Genomic DNA, 17,477 nt, shown 5'->3' with positions numbered 1-17,477 from the left:
ACAAATAACCCTCCCGGCATCGGGAGGTCACCGTTCAGGATGTCCGGAGAATAACGATCCGGATATAAAATCATTAAAACGCTGTCGCAATAGCTGAAATCTGGAACGAGTTATTTTAATAACCCCTTCATGATCAAAGACAGACCGAACTCAAAACACGTATCCGGATGTTGGTGGGTAAGCGCATCGATACGACTGATTTCTGTTGAGGGTGTAGACAATCTTTCATCATCATGTCTGTCTGTACGAGACTGCTCCTCCAATACGCATCCCAGGGTATATTCGCTAATAGTGAGTAATATCATTGCGGCTTCGGCCTCAGAAAAGCCGGCCCGCATAAGGTAAGCCACCTTTGGGTAGAACGTTTCCACTCCTACCCGCGCCGGTGTTGTCCCCGCATGGAGCAGTGCGCCATCCCGATGAGCGAGAAGCGCGCGGCGGAAACTGCGCGCGTTATTTGCCAGCCAGTCTGCCCACTCGGCCGTGTCTTCAGCCAGCGGAAGCGAATGGTGCCTGGCCAAAACAGTTGCGGCCATCTCTTCCAGTAAGCTGGCCTTGTTCCTGAAATGCCAGTACAGCGTTGCGGATTCTACCCCCAGCTTTTGCGCCAGCTTTCGCGTCGTTATCGCTTCCAGCCCGACTTCATCTAAGAGTGCTAATGCAGCATTAATGACCTGATCCCGCTGAATTTTAGCCATGGTGTTCATCCTGTTGTTAATGCATCCAACCGAGCCCGTGGTAGATGAAAAGAGATCTTCTCCTGACCAGGAGCCTACCGGCGCCATTGATGAAAATAAATCTATCATTGATAGAAAAATTGATCAATGATAGATTTTTAACGCATCGCACCTAAAGGTCATCCCATGAATATCAATCGAGATACGCAGGTAAAGAAAACAAACCATGCTGGCCCCATCAATGCCATCCCGCCGGTTTTGTGGATGCAAGCCGCCATCATCACCCTTGGTGCATTCGCTACCATGCTCTCATCCACCATGCTCAGTGCTGCGCTTCCGACCATGGCAAACGGCCTTGGGGTGACGGACGCCTCCATCCAGTGGATAGCCACCGCGTACCTCATGGCGCTGGCCGCAGGCGTTCCGGTTAGCGCATGGGCGGTAAAACGGTTTGGCGCCACCCAACTTTGGCTCTATGCACTTATTTTATTTGGTGTTTTCTCGGCAGTTTGCGCGTTATCCCCGAATATCGAGGTGCTGCTCACCGCCAGAATAATGCAAGGTCTGGCAGGCGGGTTACTCGTGCCGGCCGGGCAGACGATCCTGGGTCTGGTGGTCGGTCGTGAGCGCCTCGGGCGGATCATTGGTACGATAGGCGTGGCTATCGTCATTGCGCCCTTACTGGGAACGTCTCTGGGGGCCGTGCTGCTTCAGGTCTGCGGATGGCGAGTCTTGTTTTTTATTAATGTCCCCTTATCTCTCTGTGCCTGGCTTGCGGGATGGAAATTACTCCCTCGCCCGACAATAAAAAATGATAAGCCGCTCTCCCTGGACTGGATGGGGTTAATACTGATTCTTTGTAGCCTTCCCCTGCTCATGGAGGGTATTAAAGGCGTCAGCCTGAATAGTGGTGAAAATAGCGGGAACATTATCTTACTCAGCGTGGGCGCACTGTTTATCGGCTTGTTTATCTTTCGCTCTTTTCGCATTGACTCGCCTTTACTTCATCTCAGCCTTTTCAAACATCGTGGCTTCACATTATCGGCGTTGCTGATGGCTATCGGAGGTGCGGTGAATTTTGGTGGACAGTTCCTGCTCCCGTTGTATTTCCGCGATGTTTGCCATGAAGCACTGGCTGATGTGGGTTTGCTCCTTACCCCGCAGTTAATCGGTTCTGCCACAGGATTCCCGGTCGCCGGTTATTTCTCAGACCGGCTGGGTCCTCGCGTGGTGCTGATCGTTGGCGGCTTGATCTCGGTGTTAGCGACATGGCCGCTGGCCATGATTGATGGAGGCAGTAGCTACCTCCTGGTCGGTAGCGCACTCGCTATCAGAGGGTTCGGTTTAGCCCTTGCGACAGTGCCGGCGATGGCGGCAGGCCTGGCGATGGCGGGTACCCGTCATGTTTCTGATGCAGCACCGATTCTCAACATCCTGCAGCGTGTTGGCGCGATGGCTGGCGCGGCCCTGGTGACGGCGTGCTACGTCAGACTGGCGCATACGCAGGGTAGCTTAGCCGCCTTTCAGCACGCCGGGTGGATACTGATCAGCGGCGCCATACTGCTCACCCTTTCAGCACTTTTCATGGTGAACCATCAGGGATCATCAACGCGGGAAGAAACAAGATAACCGGTCTGGCGTCCTGTCCCGCACCCGGTACGCAATAGTTAACACCTCATTCTGAATGAGCGCGAGAGAGGCGTGAATGCCAGTCAACGACACCAGCGACTGGCATTGCACGCGACTCCCCACTAAACCGAACCAATCAATCCGCCATCGACCCGGATCACCGCCCCGGTAATGTAGCTGGCAGGCTGGCTTGCCAAAAAGGCAGCGGTAGCGCCGTACTCATGGGGGTGGCCATAACGTCCCGCCGGAATGCTCAGACGACTCTTCTCCGCGACCGCTTCCGCAGTGGAATGTTCCCGTTTCGCCTTGATAGCATCCAGCTGCCCCACCCGGTCGGTAGCAATGCGCCCAGGCACCATCACATTCACCGTGACGCCGTCGGCCGCCACTTCAGCGGCAAGGGTTTTCGACCAGCCGAGTAAGCTCATGCGCAGCGCATTCGACAGGGCGAGACCCGGAATCGGGGCAATCACACCGGACGAGGTGGAGGTAATAATGCGTCCCCAGCCACGGCTGCGCATGGCGGGCAGTAGTTTATCGGTGAGCTGGATTAACGAGGCGACCATCACTGAAAATTGCTGTTGCCAGACGGCGCCGTCCGTCCCCTGTGCCAGCGTGGGCGGTGGGCCACCGGAATTATTGACCAGAATATCGATGTCGCCCCAGTGCTCGCGGATATCGGCGATGACCGTATCAAACTGTTCCGGGACGGCAAAATCCAGCGGCCAGGCGCGGGCGGTACCGCCCAGCTGAGTGATGCGTTCCACCGTTTGCGCCAGCTTCTCTCTGTTGCGGCCTGTCACGGCGACCTTCACGCCTTCCTGCGCCAGCGAGCAGGCGATAGCCTGTCCAAGACCACTTCCCGCACCGCAAACCAGTGCCACACGCTGTTGTATCTGCAAATTCATAAATGCTCCTGATTGTATTTTCAGGAGCATTATGTGCAATAGTGATGCCAGTTATACGCGTGGGCTTTTTACATTGACCTGGTCAAACGCGTATTGCAGGTGTTTTCTCATCAACTCTGCCGCCTGTTCCTGTTTGTTCTCTCGCAGGGCATCAATGATGGCAACGTGCTCTTCGCACCACTCTTTTACGCGACGCTTATTGTGATAGCTACCAAATTCCAGCAGGCGGCGCAGCCGGTTTTGCTGCTGAATAGCCTGTAATACAAACAGGTTGCCGCTGGCCTCTGCCAGCAACTCATGAAACGCCGCATCGGTTTCGAAAATCTCTTTGGCCGGGACCTGCGTAATGTCCGGGTGGGTGATGAGTCTCAGATGCCGGGCGCGCAGACGTTTAAGCATCTGCCGGTCAACATGCAGGTTGGGCGTCAGCAACGCCATCGGTTCAATCATCAGGCGAAAACCGTAGCTATTGCGCAGAGCGATATCGGAGTTCAGGGTTTGCAGAAAGCGCCAGCCATGCCCTGCATTGCGGGCAATCAGGCCATCCTCCGATAGCTTCACCAGTGTACGGGTCAGCACGCCGCGATCAACATCATAGCGCTGGCTGATTTCGGTCTGGGTAAAGGATTCCGGCAGGATACCTGCAATGCGGTCATGGACCAGTTGCTCGTACAACTTCTGGTCATTGCTCTTGGACTGCTCAATCTCCAGCTGATCCAGCTCATTACTGCGTTTAAGGAGGAAAAAACCCTGGTTTGGCCGCGCTTCAACCGCCCCCATTCGGGTCAGTTCCTTGAGCCCGGCACGTACCGGCGTACGCGAAACACCCAACGCATCGGCAAGATGTTGCTCACGTAAATGATGACCTGGATCGAATCTTGCTTCAGATATCAGGTCGAGTATTTGCCGGGCTATCCGGCGACTGCTCGCAGTGGAGTCAGGCTGCATGAATTCACGATTCCCTGAAATGCATTGTTGTGGTCGATATATACAATATCACGAGCAACAAAACGCAGCAAAGTAAAGCAGAGAGTGCACGGTTAACGTGCAACACGCACCAGAATGAGACATTTTTTTCACACACATAATTGTATTTATTGACTCACTAAATTCAATTTAAACCTTAGCCAGGAGACGACTATGTCCAGCAATTCTTTTCTGTTTCGCCATGTGCGTACTTTGATGTTCGCGCTGACCGCCCTGCCGCTCGTCAGCCATGCGGCGGTGGAAACCATCGCCAAGGGTCAACTGACCTATGGAACGGCAGCGACGTTCATGCCTTTTGAATACGTGAAAGCAGGCAAGCTTACCGGCTTCGATATCGACCTGATCAACGCGCTAAGCAAAGAGATCCAACTGACGCCAGCGCCAATGCCGATGGAATTCAAAGGGCTTATTCCGGCGCTGCAGGGTAAACGTCTGGATATCATCAACTCCGCCATGTACGTCAATCCGACCCGTGCCGAGCAGGTTGACTTCGTACCCTATCTGAAAATCGGCAGCCGCGTGGTGGTCCGCAAAGGTAACCCGGCCAACATCACCGGACGTGACCTGAGCCTCTGCGGCAAAAACATCGCCGTGACGCTCGGCGGGATCGAAGAGAGCCAGGCGCGGGCAGACAATCAGCGCTGCGTGGAGGCCAAAAAACCGGCCATCAACGTCATGACGTTCCCCGCCGCCACCGATTCCGCCGTGGCCGTCGCCCAGGGACGTGCCGATGCCGAGTTCCTCTCCACGCCGGGCACCGTCGCCCTGTTTACCGAAAAAGCCGGCATGTTCGAAGCGGTTGGCGCTGAGTTCGAAGCGAATACTCACATCGCCTTTGCCGTGCGTAAAGGCGATACCGCAACCCAGGCCCTGCTGGAGCAAGGTCTGCAGAGACTCGTCAAAAATGGCACCTACACGCAACTGATTAAGAAGTGGAACTTCCCAGACTCCGTTGCCCTTTTCTAACCCGTTTGCCATTAACCGGAGAACGCTATGTCGATCGATTTAATGTGGCAGTACTTCCTCTCCCCCGAATTTATTCGGGGTGCGTGGATGACGCTACTGATTACCCTCTGCTCACTGTTGTGTGGCGTGGTGCTGGGCCTGGTGTTGGCGCTGTTGCAGGAAGCGCCGTTTCGCGCCGGGAAAGGGCTGGCCTTTTTCTACCTGTGGCTGTTTCGCGGGACGCCGGTGCTGTTCCAGATAATCTTTGTCTACAACGTGCTGCCAGGCTTCGGCTTACGCTTCTCCGCGTTTACCTGTGCAGTGCTGGCGCTTTCGCTCAATGAAGGCGCCTACATGGCGGAAATTCTGCGCTCTGGCCTGCAGGCGGTGAAAAGCGGCCAGCGCACCGCCGGCATGGCGCTGGGGATGACTCACGGCCAGATCATGCGAAAAATCGTTCTGCCTCAGGCCGCACGCATCGTTCTGCCGCCGATGGGTAACCAGATGATCAGCATGCTGAAATCGAGCGCGCTGGTCTCGGTTATCGCCGTTCAGGAACTGCTGCTGGTCGCTAACCAGGCCGCCAGCGCCAGCTTCCGTTACTTCGAAGCGCTTTGCGCTGCGGGCATCTATTACCTGCTGCTCACCAGCCTGTTCATGATCTTCCAGTCGTGGCTGGAACGCGTGCTGGATCCCAGGCAGCGCCGCAGCAAAAGCCAGAAGCGGCTGACTCGCCTGTTTAAATTACCGAAAACCGTCCGGGAGGAACCATGAGTGAGAAACCGCTGCTGGAGATGATCGGCATTGATAAGACTTTTGGTCGCCAGACCGTACTCAAAAACTGCTCTCTGACCGTGCAACGCGGAGAAACCGTGGTGCTGATTGGCCCGTCCGGCTCGGGAAAATCCACCCTGCTACGCTGCGTCAACATGCTCTCGCCCGCCGACAGCGGCGATGTGTTCTTCGCCAGCCAGCACATCAGCCGGGGCGATGTGCCGGCGCACAAACTGCGTCAGCGCATTGGCATGGTGTTCCAGAACTACGAGCTGTTCTCGCACCTGACCGCAGCGGAAAACATCATGCTGGCCCCGATGACGGTGTTGGGAATGAACCGTATTGATGCCCGCAAACTGGCGGACAACCTGCTGGCAAAAGTGCGCATCAACGAACGTGCAGACCATTTTCCGGACGAGCTCTCCGGCGGACAGCAGCAGCGCGTGGCGATTGCCCGGGCGCTGGCGATGAAGCCCGAGCTGATGCTCTACGACGAGCCCACTTCCGCCCTCGACCCGGAGATGATCCGTGAAGTGCTGGAAGTCATGGCGGAGCTTAGCGCAGAAGGCATGACCAGCATGGTGGTGACTCACGAAATGGGCTTCGCCCGTCGGGCCGCTAACAAGATTCTGTTTATGGAAGACGGCGAAATTATCGATCGCGCCAACACCAGCGATTTCTTCGCCGGCCATGTCAGCGACCGCGCGCAGCGCTTCCTGACGCAAATATTACATTAATCACGGAGTTCCTATGTCCAGTTATCAGGTTGACAGCGCTCGTATGAAAAAGGACTTAGCGACGCTGGTTGCCATCAACACGGAGAATCCACCGGGCCATGAGCGCGAAGCCGCCGAATGTCTGGAAGGCTGGCTGCTGACCGCCGGGTTCGATCTCTCCTTTAGCGAATACGCACCGGGGCGGACCAACGTTATCGCCGTCCTGAACAATGGACCGGGGCCGTGTTTCGCCTTTAACACCCACCTTGACACCGTTCCGGCGGGCAGCGGCTGGGCCAGCGATCCCTTCACGCTCACCGAGCGTGACGGACGCCTGTATGGACGCGGCGCCTGCGATGCCAAAGGCCCGCTGGTGGCGATGGTTGAAGCCCTGCGTCTGCTGGCTGCCAACCGTCAGCAGTGGTCCGGCACATTGATGGGGGTGTTCACCGCCGATGAAGAGGTCGCCAGCGAAGGGGCGAAATTCTACGTCCGCGATAATCCACCGGCGATTGATTTCGCGGTGATTGGCGAGCCGACCTCGAATGCCACCTTCTCCGCCCACAAAGGCAGCTTACGTCCTCGCGTGCGGGTTAAAGGCGTCACCGCGCATTCCGGTACGCCGGAGCTGGGGGTTAACGCGATTTACCAGTCAGCGCGCCTGTTAGGGTTGATTGAAGAAGCCCACCACCAGCAGGTGCGTTGCCGCTGCCACGATCTGGTCGGCAACGCCAGCCTGACGGTAACCCGCATCCACGGCGGCCATGCGGACAACGTGGTGCCAGACAGCTGTGAGCTGCTGCTTGACCGTCGCATGGTTCCGGGCGAAGACGAAGAGGTCGTCAAAGCCGAACTGCAGCAACTGCTCGACCACGCATACGCACATGCAGGTGTGGAAGCCGAAATTATCGCCTGGCAGCCCACTACCGGCGGCGCGACGCAAACCGACAGCCGCGAAGCCATTGTCGAGCAAAGCCTTGCTGCCTGTCGCCGTCATGGGCAGAGCGAACCCGGCCCGTTTGGTTTTCAGGGGGGATGTGACCTGGTGCATTTCCGTTCGCTGGGCGCAAAAGGCGTCGTGATTGGCCCCGGTTCGCTGGCCGTGGCTCACAAACCCGATGAATTTGTCCCTGTCGATGAATTTATCGCCGCGGCCTACCTCTATCTCGATATTGCGCTCGCCATGCTGCCGCCGGAGCCCGGTTTATGAAAGCGCAGCTCTTTCGGGGAGATCTGCATTACGCCGATGTGACGCTGCATACCGCTGCCTCTGGTCCGGTGACGGCGCTCGACACGCTCTGGCTGCGTCTGGAAGACCAGGGGGTGACCGGGATTGGCGAAGTGCGGCTCAACATTCGCTACCTGCATGGCTACCGCGAAGAGCAGGTGCTGAACAACCTGCTTCAGATACTTCGCCGCTGGGACTGGCGCCAGGCGCCCGCCGCGCGACTCGCCGCGCTAGATGACGAAGACTGCACGCTCCTGCCGCCATCGCGCATGGTGCTGGATATGGCCTTGCACGACCTGCTGGCGCGTCAGCAAGGGGTAAGCGTTGCCGCCTGGCTGGGGGCGCGGGATGGCCTGCCTGCGTGGCACACCAACCAGACCCTGTTCTGGGGCAGCGAGAGACAGATGCTGGAGCAGGCGCAACGCTATGTCGTTCGCGGTTTCACCCAGCTGAAGTTGCGCACAGGCGTGGCGGATTTCGCTACCGACCTGGCCCGTCTGCAACGGCTGCGCCAGCGGTTCGGCCAGCAGATTTCGCTGGCGATTGACGTGAACGGCCAGTGGTCTCTGGCGCAGGCTCACGCGGCATTCCCGTCTCTGCGCGAGCTGAAGCTCAGCTACATCGAACAGCCGTTAAGCCCGGCAAACGACAGCCAGCTTGCGGAGCTGTACGCCTACGGCATCCCGATCATGCTCGACGAAAGCCTCAACAGTGATGCCGCCATCACCCGGCTGATCGCCGCCAAAGGTGCGCTGTGGGGGCATCTCAAACTGGTGAAACTGGGTGGCCTTGCGCCGACGCTGGCCGCCGCCAACCGGCTGCGACTCGCCGACGTGCCATTCATGATTGGCCAGATGAATGAAGGCCATGCTGCCACCGCCGCCGCGCTCCAGCTGTGTCGTGTCGTGCAACCGGCATTTGCCGAGCTGTATGGCGCCGATGGCTTAACGGATGATCCCGTCAGCGGGCTGGAATACCGCAATGGCCTGGTCACCGTCAATGACTCACCCGGTCTGGGCGTGCAGTTTAATGCCGCGCAGGCCCACTTACTCCAGGAGTTTACTCATGCAAGATGTTAATAATGTGATTCAGGGCAGTGAGTCCGCCTTTAGCGCTGATGAATATGCGCAACGCATTCGACGCACCCGCGAACGCTTAAGCCGCGCGGGCGTGGACGTCATGATCGTTACCGGCCCGGAAAACATTTTCTGGCTCACCGGTCAGCAAACACCGGGCTATTACACCTTCCAGGCGCTGTTGCTGCCGGTAGAAGGGGATCCGGTGTTTGTGATTCGCCAGCTCGAATACTTTAACTTTATCGCCAACACCTTTATTTCTGACGCCGCCATCTACCAGGATGGCGATAACCCGGTGGATTTCCTGGTGGGCATGCTGCAACAGCGCGGCTGGCTCCACAAACGGATTGGGCTGGACAAACGCGGTTGGTTCCTGCCGGTTGCCGTGTATGAAGCCCTGCAGGCCAGGCTCGGCACCATTGCCGATACCGCGGGCGTCATCGAGCCGCTGCGCGCCGTGAAATCGGCGGCGGAGGTGGAAAAAATCGCCATCGCAGCGCGCTATGTGGACGCGGGCATGCGCGCGGGCATGGCGGCGATTCGCAGCGGCGCAGACGAAAACGCGCTGGTCGCGGCGATGATGGGGGCCGCCATTGCCGCCGGTTCCGAGTATGTCGGCATGGAACCGCTGGTCTCGACCGGCCCACGCAGCGGCGTGCCGCATGGCACATGGCGTCGTCGGGTGATGCAGGATAACGACCCGGTATTTCTGGAAATGTCAGCGGCTCACGACCGCTACCACGCCGCGATGATGCGCTCCGCCTGGCTGGGGCGGCCGCCCGCTATCGCCATCGAAATGGAAAAAGTGTGTCAGGAAGCCCTGCAGGCCTCTCTTGATGCCATTCGTCCAGGCGCCACCTGCGAAGCGCCGCACCTGGCCTGCCAGAAGGTGATTGATCGCGCCGGGTTCACCGAAAACTTCAAAAAACGCACCGGTTACTCCATCGGTATCGCCTTTGCGCCGGACTGGGGCGAAGGCGGCATTCTCAGTCTGTATCGTGGCGTCACCACTGAGCTGCAGCCAGGAATGACCTTCCACATTCCACCGGCTCTGCGGATCTACGGTCAATTTACCGTCGGCGTCAGTGAAACCGTGGTGGTGACCGAAACCGGATATCGTCAGTTGGGTTCCCTGGCTCGCCCTCTCACACTGCTGTAAGGAAAGAAAAATGAAAGATATCAATGAATGCCGTGAACGCCTGCGCGGTATTTTCAACATCACCGTCACCCCGTTCACCGCCAGCGGCGCGATCGACTTTCCGGCGTTACGTGAAAATATTGAACGCGTGATTGGTCTGGGTTATGACGGTCTGCTGATTGGCGGCACCTACGGTGAATTCCCGGTGATGACCGTCGAAGAACGCCGTGAGCTGTTTCATCAAGTCATGGCCTGTGTGGATGACCGCGTGGCGGTCATGCTGTGCAGCGCCAGCGCCGACCCGCGCGATGCCCGCGAGCTGACGCTGCTGGCAAGCGAGCTGGGCGGCCTGCCGATGGTGACCGCGCCCTTTGTCAGCGAAATTACTGACCAACAGATCGTCAGCTACTTCAAAGAGATGGCTCCCTTATCCAAAACCGGCATCCTGGTGTACAACGCGCCGGGCATCGGCATCACCCTCTCCCCGGCGCTGCTGGAACAACTGGCAGAGATCCCCAACGTGGTCGGCATCAAACAGGGCGATCTCAACCCCACCGCCATCGACCAGATTGCCAACCGTCTGCGTGGGCGTCTGCGCCTGTTTTGCGCTTCCGATCTGGCCTTCCTCGGACCAATGATGGCCGGATTCGACGGCATCAGCACCACCAACAGCGGCGCGCTGCCGGAGCTGATTATCAATACCTTCCGTGCCGTGGAACAGGGCGATGCTGCCACGGCCCGCGATCTGCATCAGCTGTGGTACGCGTATCGCGCGCTGGCGCGCAAACATGGTCAGCCGCAGCTGGTGAAAGCGGCGATGGCGCTGCGCGGTTTTAACGGCGGCACCGTACGCGCACCGTTAAAACCGATCGACGACGCGGCGCTGGCGGAGCTGACTCACGTCATGTCGGCGCTTGCCAGCGACAGCCGTAGCGGCGTTACGCTGGCGCGTTAAGCGCCGCCCGTAAAAAGGCGACGAACAGCGGATGGGGCGCATCCGGGCGGGACATCAGTTCCGGGTGCCCCTGCACACCATGCCAGAACGGCAGTTCCGGCTGGGAGATGGCCTCCACGATATCGTCCGTTTGCGCACTGACGCTGACCCCGCTGCGATCCAGCGCCGGTAATAAGTCGGTGTTAAAGCAGTAGCGATGGTTGTAGTGCATTTCGCGGATATTACCGGGGATCAACCCGAAGGAAAAAGGGAATACGCCGCAGCGATGACGGCCATCGACAAAGGGAACAAAGCTGTGCAGAGCCTCATCCGGAGCCACTTCGGCGGGAATGGCTGATTCGCAACCCGGACGTCGGCGCACGACTGCGGTCATCATGCTCTGCATTCCCAGGCATAACCCCAGCGTGGGCTGTCCGCGGGCAAGCGTATCTTCCGCCACGCGGATTTGTCCCTTGACGGCGGCCATCGAGGAACCGCCTGGCAACACGACGCCCTGGACGTCGTGGAGGTCGTGTAACCCAGGGGACAGACTGACCGGCGAGAAGAAATGGACCTCCAGCTTCAGCCCCAGCGACGCCGCGGCATCACCCAGTGAGCCAAGCGTGGCGGGGTAGACCAGACGGTGGTCTGACTCACGGCCAATCAGCGCGATGCGCAAGGACGTCCCGGCAGAGGATGGCTCCCCGGCATCCCAGCGACCATAGCGATCGGCGGTGAGGTCTAACACCGTATGTTGCCCGTCGCTGAGCGTCAGGCGCTGGTTGCGGTCATCGCTGAACAGCCGTTGGCCCGGCAGGTCGGCGATAAGCGCTGCCTGCGAGGACGCCAGCACAATGACAGCATCTGACTCAGGCAGGCTGGCGATATCGCGCACCTCTTCATGCAGCGTATCGCTGCGCCAGAGGCCGCTGGTCACGCAGTACCCGGCACGAATGACGTGCTGATGGCTGTCGGGAACATCGCCGGCGAAGTCGGGGCGAAGGCTCCAGAGAGGCAGTCCAAGACGATTAGCCCACAGGCTGGCGGTAATACCGTAGCGAGCGGGCGCAGAGGTGTTATCGAGAATAAAGATCGGTGACACGGCGAGTTTCCTGCTGAGGTTGGGGACCTAATTGTATTAATTGAATCATTAGATACAAAAGAGGATTTATGAATAACAGTCAAATCGCCCGTCGTATGCAATCTGTACGCCCTTCACCGACAGCGGTCATTTCTGACCAGGTACGGGCACTGGAAGCCGCAGGCAAGCCGGTTATCAACCTGGGCGAAGGAGAACTGGATTTTGCTACCCCGGCCCATATCAGCTATGCGGGCATTGAAGCGATCGTGCATCATCAGACTAAGTATACCGCCGTTTCCGGCACCGCCGCGTTAAAGGAGGCCATTGCCGCCAAGTTCGCTCGCGACAATCAGTTGCATTACCGTCCGCAAGAGATCATCGCAGGCAGTGGCGCCAAGCAGCTTATTTTCAATGCTTTTCTGGCCACCCTCGACGCCGGGCAGCAGGTCATCATTCCCGCCCCCTACTGGGTCTCGTATCCGGATATGGTCTCTCTGGCCGATGGCGAACCGGTGATTGTGCCCTGTGATGAACAAAACGGCTGGAAGCTGACGCCGGAACAACTGGCCGCCGCCCTCACCCCATCAACGCGCTGGCTGATCCTCAACTCGCCGGGCAACCCGACGGGGGCGATTTACAGCGAGCAGGAACTGCGTGCCCTGGCTGCGGTGCTGGCGGATTACCCACAGGTGCTGGTGATGGCCGACGATATTTACGAGCCGCTGCGCTATGACAATATCCCTTTTACCACTTTTGGCCAGGCCGCCCCGCAGATGGTTTCACGTACCCTGACGGTAAACGGTGTGTCCAAAAGCCACGCCATGACCGGCTGGCGTCTGGGCTATGCGGGAGGGCCGCAATGGCTGATTGCCGCCATGCAGATCCTGCAATCACAAAGCACCTCCAACCCCAGCAGTATTTCGCAGGCTGCGGCGGTCGCAGCGCTTAACCACTCAGCCAATTTCTTCGACGGCTGGCTCAACGTGTTAGATAAACGCCGCCAGCAGGTGCTGGGAATGATTGCCGCCACCGATGGCCTGAGCGCCACCGCTCCCCAGGGGGCATTCTATGTGTTTGCTAACTGCCAGGCGCTCATGGGCCGGATGACCCCTGGCGGCGAAATCCTTCGCAACGACAGCGCGCTGGCGAACTGGCTATTAGAACAAACCCAGGTGGCCGTTTTACACGGCTCCGCGTTTGGAATGCCGGGGTATTTGCGTATTGCGTATGCGATAGAAGATGGCCTGCTAACCCAAGCCTGCCAGCGGATAGCGGGCGCCTGCGCGCAATTGCGTTAAAAGCGTGTGGTGGCGCAGCGGCTACCCACGCGGCGGCAAACCACGCTCGGTCTGAAAAATGCCGTGCTTATCGCCTACCTTGCCGATAAGCACGTTGTCATCATGATAGCTCACCGGGTAATAGCGACGTTCTCTTTCCCGGTTTTCCACTCCACCGTTGCGGCCACTACCGCACGCGGCAGGAATAGCATCCTGCGCATAGCTAATAATAAAGCAACCTCCCTGCAGCTGAATTTATACCAGACCCACAAAATAGATTTTCGTTATTTTGTTAATGCTATAAAAAACACAATGCTAACAGCTATCCCCGAATGTTGAACACGTGCAAGGTTTCAGAAATTATGATATAGTTCGCGCTTTAATGGATAGTGATTAAGGTTGAAATATTGAAAACGGCCAATTTTTCTGAGTTGATAAAAATAGCTGCGCTACAACTGTTCAGAGAAAAAGGGTTTAGCAATGTCTCAACCCGTGATTTGACGCAGAAAATGAATATTTCCAGAAGTCATATCTATCACTATTATCGAGACTGGGAAACGCTCAAGAAATCCACTATTCAGTATATGTTTGAAAATGACATACAAGAATGTCATGCGTTTTTAAATGCGTCAGAAAAAATGAGCGCTAGTGAAAGAGTAAACCTCTATATCAGAACGCTGTTACCCGATGCACCTTCGGCACACTGGCTGCTCTACCTTGAACTATGGCCAATGGCAGCACGCGATGCGGATTATGCTAAATTAGTGCACGATCACTCCCTGCAATGGATCACTATTCTTGAAGGCATCATTAGCGTAGGGATGCAGGAAGGCGAGTTCCTTGCGGAAAACGCCGCTACCTCAGCCAGACAAATAAACACATTAATTGATGGGTATTCCAGCTTGCTGATCCTCGATTATTCAGAAGACAGACGCAGCATTTTTCTTAATGAAATATCTGAGCTTGCCTTTAAAATACTTAAAAAAGATTTCTGAGTGGGTGAAGCAAGGTAGCGTATCAGTTAACCCTTTTTTATATTGAGATAACTTAAAATACGCTGCATTTTACTTTCTGCCGTCGTATTCCCTGGCGCAGCGCTGTCTATCCAGGTCTCATCGGCTTCAGGATGCGGACCTGACAGGATGATGTTTCCCTTACCATACCGGTACTTACCAATGGCGATATCTCCATTCTTGTAGTAAGCGATCGGCTGGAATCCAGTACTTGAGATACTACTGTTGAGATAAGGCCCATCCTGGTAGTAAAAAGGCTCTTGTTTATTATTCCATGTCAGTTGCAGGGTATAATCGCCTTCATCAACGGCCTGCGAACCGGGTCTCCCCACCTCTGATTCTAAAGGCGCATCAATAAGCCCTATCCAGTCTTTGTCGGCAAGATAGGCTCCCATACAAAGACCAAGAAAGGATTTGCCGCTTTTCACAAAATTACGGATAGCCTCTGCCCCTTCATCACCCAGGGCTTGATAAGATCCGGGTATATCCTGACCGCCGCCAGGTTGAATATAGAGATCGAATTTTTTCAGTGTTTGCGCATTTAATTTCAGCTTTTCTTTTTCACCAACATAAGAGATGTGCAGAGGCAGGCCTGTCGCGATCAGCGATTTTACCACCATTTCAGAACAACCCGGGCACCCGGCCTCCCCGCGATAAACGGCGACATTATAACTCTCTGATTGCGAGGACTTTGCCTGCACCGATGCGGTGAAAAAGGCGAAAGAAAAGGCAACCGTTAGTATTTTTGCTTTTTTAAGTCTGGTGCCCTGGAAAAAAATTTTCATGTCAGTAGATCCCCTGGTTATGTAGTGTCATGGTTAATCACAGCGTATCACTTTTGGATCCCGCAGATGATGACGATAAATTAGAGCGATTGCTCAAATTTATCCTCAACATCAAATTTGTCAAGCCGTTTTAGTTAAAATAAATAATATTTATTTATTCTGTAAGGTAAAGGCGACAATATTTTATAAATATCTTTTAATGAGATATTCTCATATCTTATTGCCTTCTCAATAACATTAAATACCGAAGAGAGGGTGAAAAAAGAGTCGATCATGCTCCATGTAATACAGCGGTCGTCTTACCGGGCAAACATCAACCTGGGCGTACTGGTCGCGCTACACAGCGATGGCAGTTCAGCAACAACACCACATGGCATGTTTTACATAAATCATCATTATATTCATGCAGTTATAAAAACAACGTCACGTGCGCCTTGATCCATCAGCACATTCAATAATACTGTATATAAAAACAGTATTCGAGGATCGATACCATGCAGTTTACTCGGCCAACTGAGATTTCGCCCCCACTCATGCTCCCCCTCTTCTCCGAGAGGGTGCCCTGCGGATTTCCCAGCCCCGCTCAGGATTATGTTGAGGACAGGCTGGATCTCAATAAATTATTGATAAAACATCCGAGTGCTACCTACTTCATCAAAGTCAGCGGAGAGTCTATGCGTGATGCCGGCATCAGTGATGGAGACCTTTTAGTGGTTGACCGCTCACTGTCTGCCGTACATGGTGATATCGTCATTGCGGCTATCGCAGGTGAATTCACCGTGAAAGAACTTCGCACTCATCCTTTTTTACAGCTAGTGCCGCACAATCGCGATTACGCTTCCATTTCGTTTCATAATGCCGAAGAGTTAGAAATATTTGGCGTGGTCATTTTTAGCATTAAAGCGCATAAATAATTATGTTTGCCCTCGTCGATGTCAATAATTTCTATACTTCTTGTGAAACGGTTTTTCGCCCTGATTTAAAGGGGAAGCCTATTGTGGTCGTGTCCAATAACGATGGCTGCATTATTTCTCGCTCTGCCGAAGCAAAATCCCTCGGTATAAAAAATGGCGAACCTTTCTTTAAAATAAAAAATAACCCTTATTATTCCAGTGTTCATTTTTTCAGTTCTAACTATGCGCTTTATGCCGACCTCAGTGACCGTGTTATGCAAACGCTCACGGCAATGTCTCCATCAATAGAAATCTACTCCATCGATGAAGCCTTTATTAATTTATCCGGAGTAATGAATTGCGTCCCCTTATCCACCTTCGGCCATGAAATAAGAACTAACGTATTGAAAAATACTGGCTTAACGGTGGGCGTAGGTATTGCGCAAACCAAGACATTAGCCAAGCTCGCTAACCATGCCGCCAAGACATGGCGCGGCACGGGCGGCGTTGTCGACTTATCCAATATTGTGCGCCAACGCAGGCTACTCGCCCTTGTCCCTGTTGAAGAGGTCTGGGGCGTTGGGCGAAAAATGAGTAAAAAACTTAATTTAATGGGTATTAATACCGCTCTGGATCTGGCAGAAAGCTCATTATGGGTCATAAAAAAGCACTTCAATGTGGTGCTGGAAAGGACCGTTCGCGAACTGCGTGGTGAGCCATGTTTTGAGCTACAAGAATTTTCCCCAACAAAACAACAGATTATTTGTAGTCGCTCTTTTGGCAACCGGGTAACGCAGTATTCAGATATGCATCAAGCCATTTGCGCCTATGCTGAGCGAGCAGCAGAAAAATTACGCAGTGAGCATCAATTTTGCCGCTTCGTTAGCGTATTTGTCCGGACGAGTCCGCACGCCGTTAATGAAACATATTATGGCAACCAAGCGTCAATGAAGCTATTAACGCCGTCTAATGATACCCGTGACATTATAAATTGTGCCACAAACTGCCTGCAGAGAATTTGGATTGATGGTTATCGATATATGAAAGCCGGTGTTATGCTTGCTGATTTCTTCAGTAATGGCATAGCGCAGCTAAACTTATTTGACGATAACGCTCCGCGCAAAAATAGTGCTGCGTTAATGGATGTTATCGACCAATTAAATCAATCCGGGAAAGGAAAGGTCTGGTTTGCCGGTCAGGGGATCGAAAAATCCTGGGCGATGAAGCGTGAAATGCTTTCCCCGGCTTACACCACCCGATATTCAGACCTACCCGTCGCGAAATGAATGTACGCAGGTAATGACATCGCTTCGGGTGAAGGTCACTGCGTTTACCAGGCCTACGCAATCAGCGATAACGCCTTTGCAGCGCGGAAATCCCCTCCGCTCGTCAGTGAGGCCTGCCTGACCGCCGGCG

The 17,477-nt window shown here is 55.2% G+C and carries 17 protein-coding genes; 12 read left to right on the top strand and 5 right to left on the bottom strand.

The features are described 5' to 3' along the window. Positions 1-110: 110 nt before the first annotated feature. Complete coding sequence (locus N438_RS08915) at positions 111-698, bottom strand: TetR/AcrR family transcriptional regulator C-terminal domain-containing protein (protein WP_110242525.1); 588 nt, start codon at positions 696-698, stop codon at positions 111-113. Positions 699-863: 165 nt separating this feature from the next. On the opposite strand from N438_RS08915, the gene N438_RS08910 reads away from it, so the two are divergent. Beyond that, entirely contained in the window at positions 864-2,306 is a 1,443-nt protein-coding gene (locus N438_RS08910; protein ID WP_023339967.1) for a DHA2 family efflux MFS transporter permease subunit, read from the top strand. Between the two features lie 122 nt (positions 2,307-2,428). On the opposite strand, the gene N438_RS08905 is transcribed toward N438_RS08910, so the two are convergent. Together N438_RS08905 and N438_RS08900 are read right to left on the bottom strand one after the other, a co-directional pair. Continuing rightward, positions 2,429-3,214, bottom strand: a complete 786-nt coding sequence (locus N438_RS08905; protein WP_012542123.1) for an SDR family oxidoreductase — start codon at positions 3,212-3,214, stop codon at positions 2,429-2,431. Between the two features lie 51 nt (positions 3,215-3,265). Beyond that, positions 3,266-4,162, bottom strand: coding sequence for a GntR family transcriptional regulator (locus N438_RS08900; protein ID WP_012542124.1), 897 nt, complete (start codon positions 4,160-4,162; stop codon positions 3,266-3,268). A 192-nt stretch (positions 4,163-4,354) separates the two neighbouring features. Here N438_RS08900 and N438_RS08895 point away from each other — a divergent pair, with 192 nt between their 5' ends. The 7 genes from N438_RS08895 to N438_RS08865 are packed head-to-tail and all read left to right on the top strand — an operon-like array spanning position 4,355 to position 11,033. Continuing rightward, positions 4,355-5,167, top strand: coding sequence for an ABC transporter substrate-binding protein (locus tag N438_RS08895; RefSeq protein WP_012968501.1), 813 nt, complete (start codon positions 4,355-4,357; stop codon positions 5,165-5,167). Between the two features lie 27 nt (positions 5,168-5,194). Further along, complete coding sequence (locus N438_RS08890) at positions 5,195-5,920, top strand: amino acid ABC transporter permease (protein WP_008807665.1); 726 nt, start codon at positions 5,195-5,197, stop codon at positions 5,918-5,920. Further along, entirely contained in the window at positions 5,917-6,657 is a 741-nt protein-coding gene (locus N438_RS08885; protein ID WP_012968502.1) for an amino acid ABC transporter ATP-binding protein, read from the top strand. Before N438_RS08890 ends, N438_RS08885 begins: the two co-directional genes overlap by 4 nt. A 13-nt stretch (positions 6,658-6,670) precedes the next feature. Further along, entirely contained in the window at positions 6,671-7,846 is a 1,176-nt protein-coding gene (locus tag N438_RS08880) for a M20 family metallopeptidase (protein ID WP_008807667.1), read from the top strand. Further along, positions 7,843-8,943 (top strand): mandelate racemase/muconate lactonizing enzyme family protein, encoded by a 1,101-nt coding sequence (locus N438_RS08875; protein WP_023297412.1) that lies wholly within the window; start codon positions 7,843-7,845, stop codon positions 8,941-8,943. Before N438_RS08880 ends, N438_RS08875 begins: the two co-directional genes overlap by 4 nt. After that, positions 8,930-10,099 (top strand): Xaa-Pro peptidase family protein, encoded by a 1,170-nt coding sequence (locus N438_RS08870; protein WP_023339964.1) that lies wholly within the window; start codon positions 8,930-8,932, stop codon positions 10,097-10,099. The genes N438_RS08875 and N438_RS08870 overlap by 14 nt, the downstream gene beginning before the upstream one ends. A gap of 10 nt (positions 10,100-10,109) precedes the next feature. After that, positions 10,110-11,033, top strand: coding sequence for a dihydrodipicolinate synthase family protein (locus tag N438_RS08865; RefSeq protein ID WP_023297410.1), 924 nt, complete (start codon positions 10,110-10,112; stop codon positions 11,031-11,033). Here N438_RS08865 and N438_RS08860 read toward each other — a convergent pair. Beyond that, complete coding sequence (locus N438_RS08860) at positions 11,017-12,114, bottom strand: hypothetical protein (RefSeq protein WP_049010402.1); 1,098 nt, start codon at positions 12,112-12,114, stop codon at positions 11,017-11,019. The two genes, N438_RS08865 and N438_RS08860, sit on opposite strands and share 17 nt — an antisense overlap. A gap of 68 nt (positions 12,115-12,182) precedes the next feature. Here N438_RS08860 and N438_RS08855 point away from each other — a divergent pair, with 68 nt between their 5' ends. Together N438_RS08855 and N438_RS08845 are read left to right on the top strand one after the other, a co-directional pair. After that, a complete protein-coding gene (locus N438_RS08855) occupies positions 12,183-13,391 on the top strand; it encodes a pyridoxal phosphate-dependent aminotransferase (RefSeq protein WP_049010400.1) in 1,209 nt (402 codons plus the stop codon). 386 nt (positions 13,392-13,777) lie between these two features. Further along, positions 13,778-14,365, top strand: coding sequence for a TetR family transcriptional regulator C-terminal domain-containing protein (locus N438_RS08845; protein ID WP_022065835.1), 588 nt, complete (start codon positions 13,778-13,780; stop codon positions 14,363-14,365). Positions 14,366-14,391: 26 nt separating this feature from the next. Here N438_RS08845 and N438_RS08840 read toward each other — a convergent pair whose 3' ends face one another. Beyond that, positions 14,392-15,168 (bottom strand): BPL-N domain-containing protein, encoded by a 777-nt coding sequence (locus N438_RS08840; RefSeq protein WP_016160704.1) that lies wholly within the window; start codon positions 15,166-15,168, stop codon positions 14,392-14,394. Between the two features lie 494 nt (positions 15,169-15,662). On the opposite strand from N438_RS08840, the gene umuD reads away from it, so the two are divergent. Continuing rightward, complete coding sequence (gene umuD, locus N438_RS08835) at positions 15,663-16,082, top strand: translesion error-prone DNA polymerase V autoproteolytic subunit (RefSeq protein WP_008807676.1); 420 nt, start codon at positions 15,663-15,665, stop codon at positions 16,080-16,082. Between the two features lie 2 nt (positions 16,083-16,084). Continuing rightward, positions 16,085-17,347, top strand: coding sequence for a translesion error-prone DNA polymerase V subunit UmuC (gene umuC, locus N438_RS08830; protein WP_012968510.1), 1,263 nt, complete (start codon positions 16,085-16,087; stop codon positions 17,345-17,347). The last annotated feature ends 130 nt before the right edge of the window (positions 17,348-17,477 follow it).

The organism is Klebsiella sp. GL120222-02 (genome assembly GCF_003097195.1).
Lineage (GTDB): Bacteria > Pseudomonadota > Gammaproteobacteria > Enterobacterales > Enterobacteriaceae > Klebsiella > Klebsiella variicola.
This window is presented reverse-complemented; position numbering and strand designations above follow the sequence as displayed.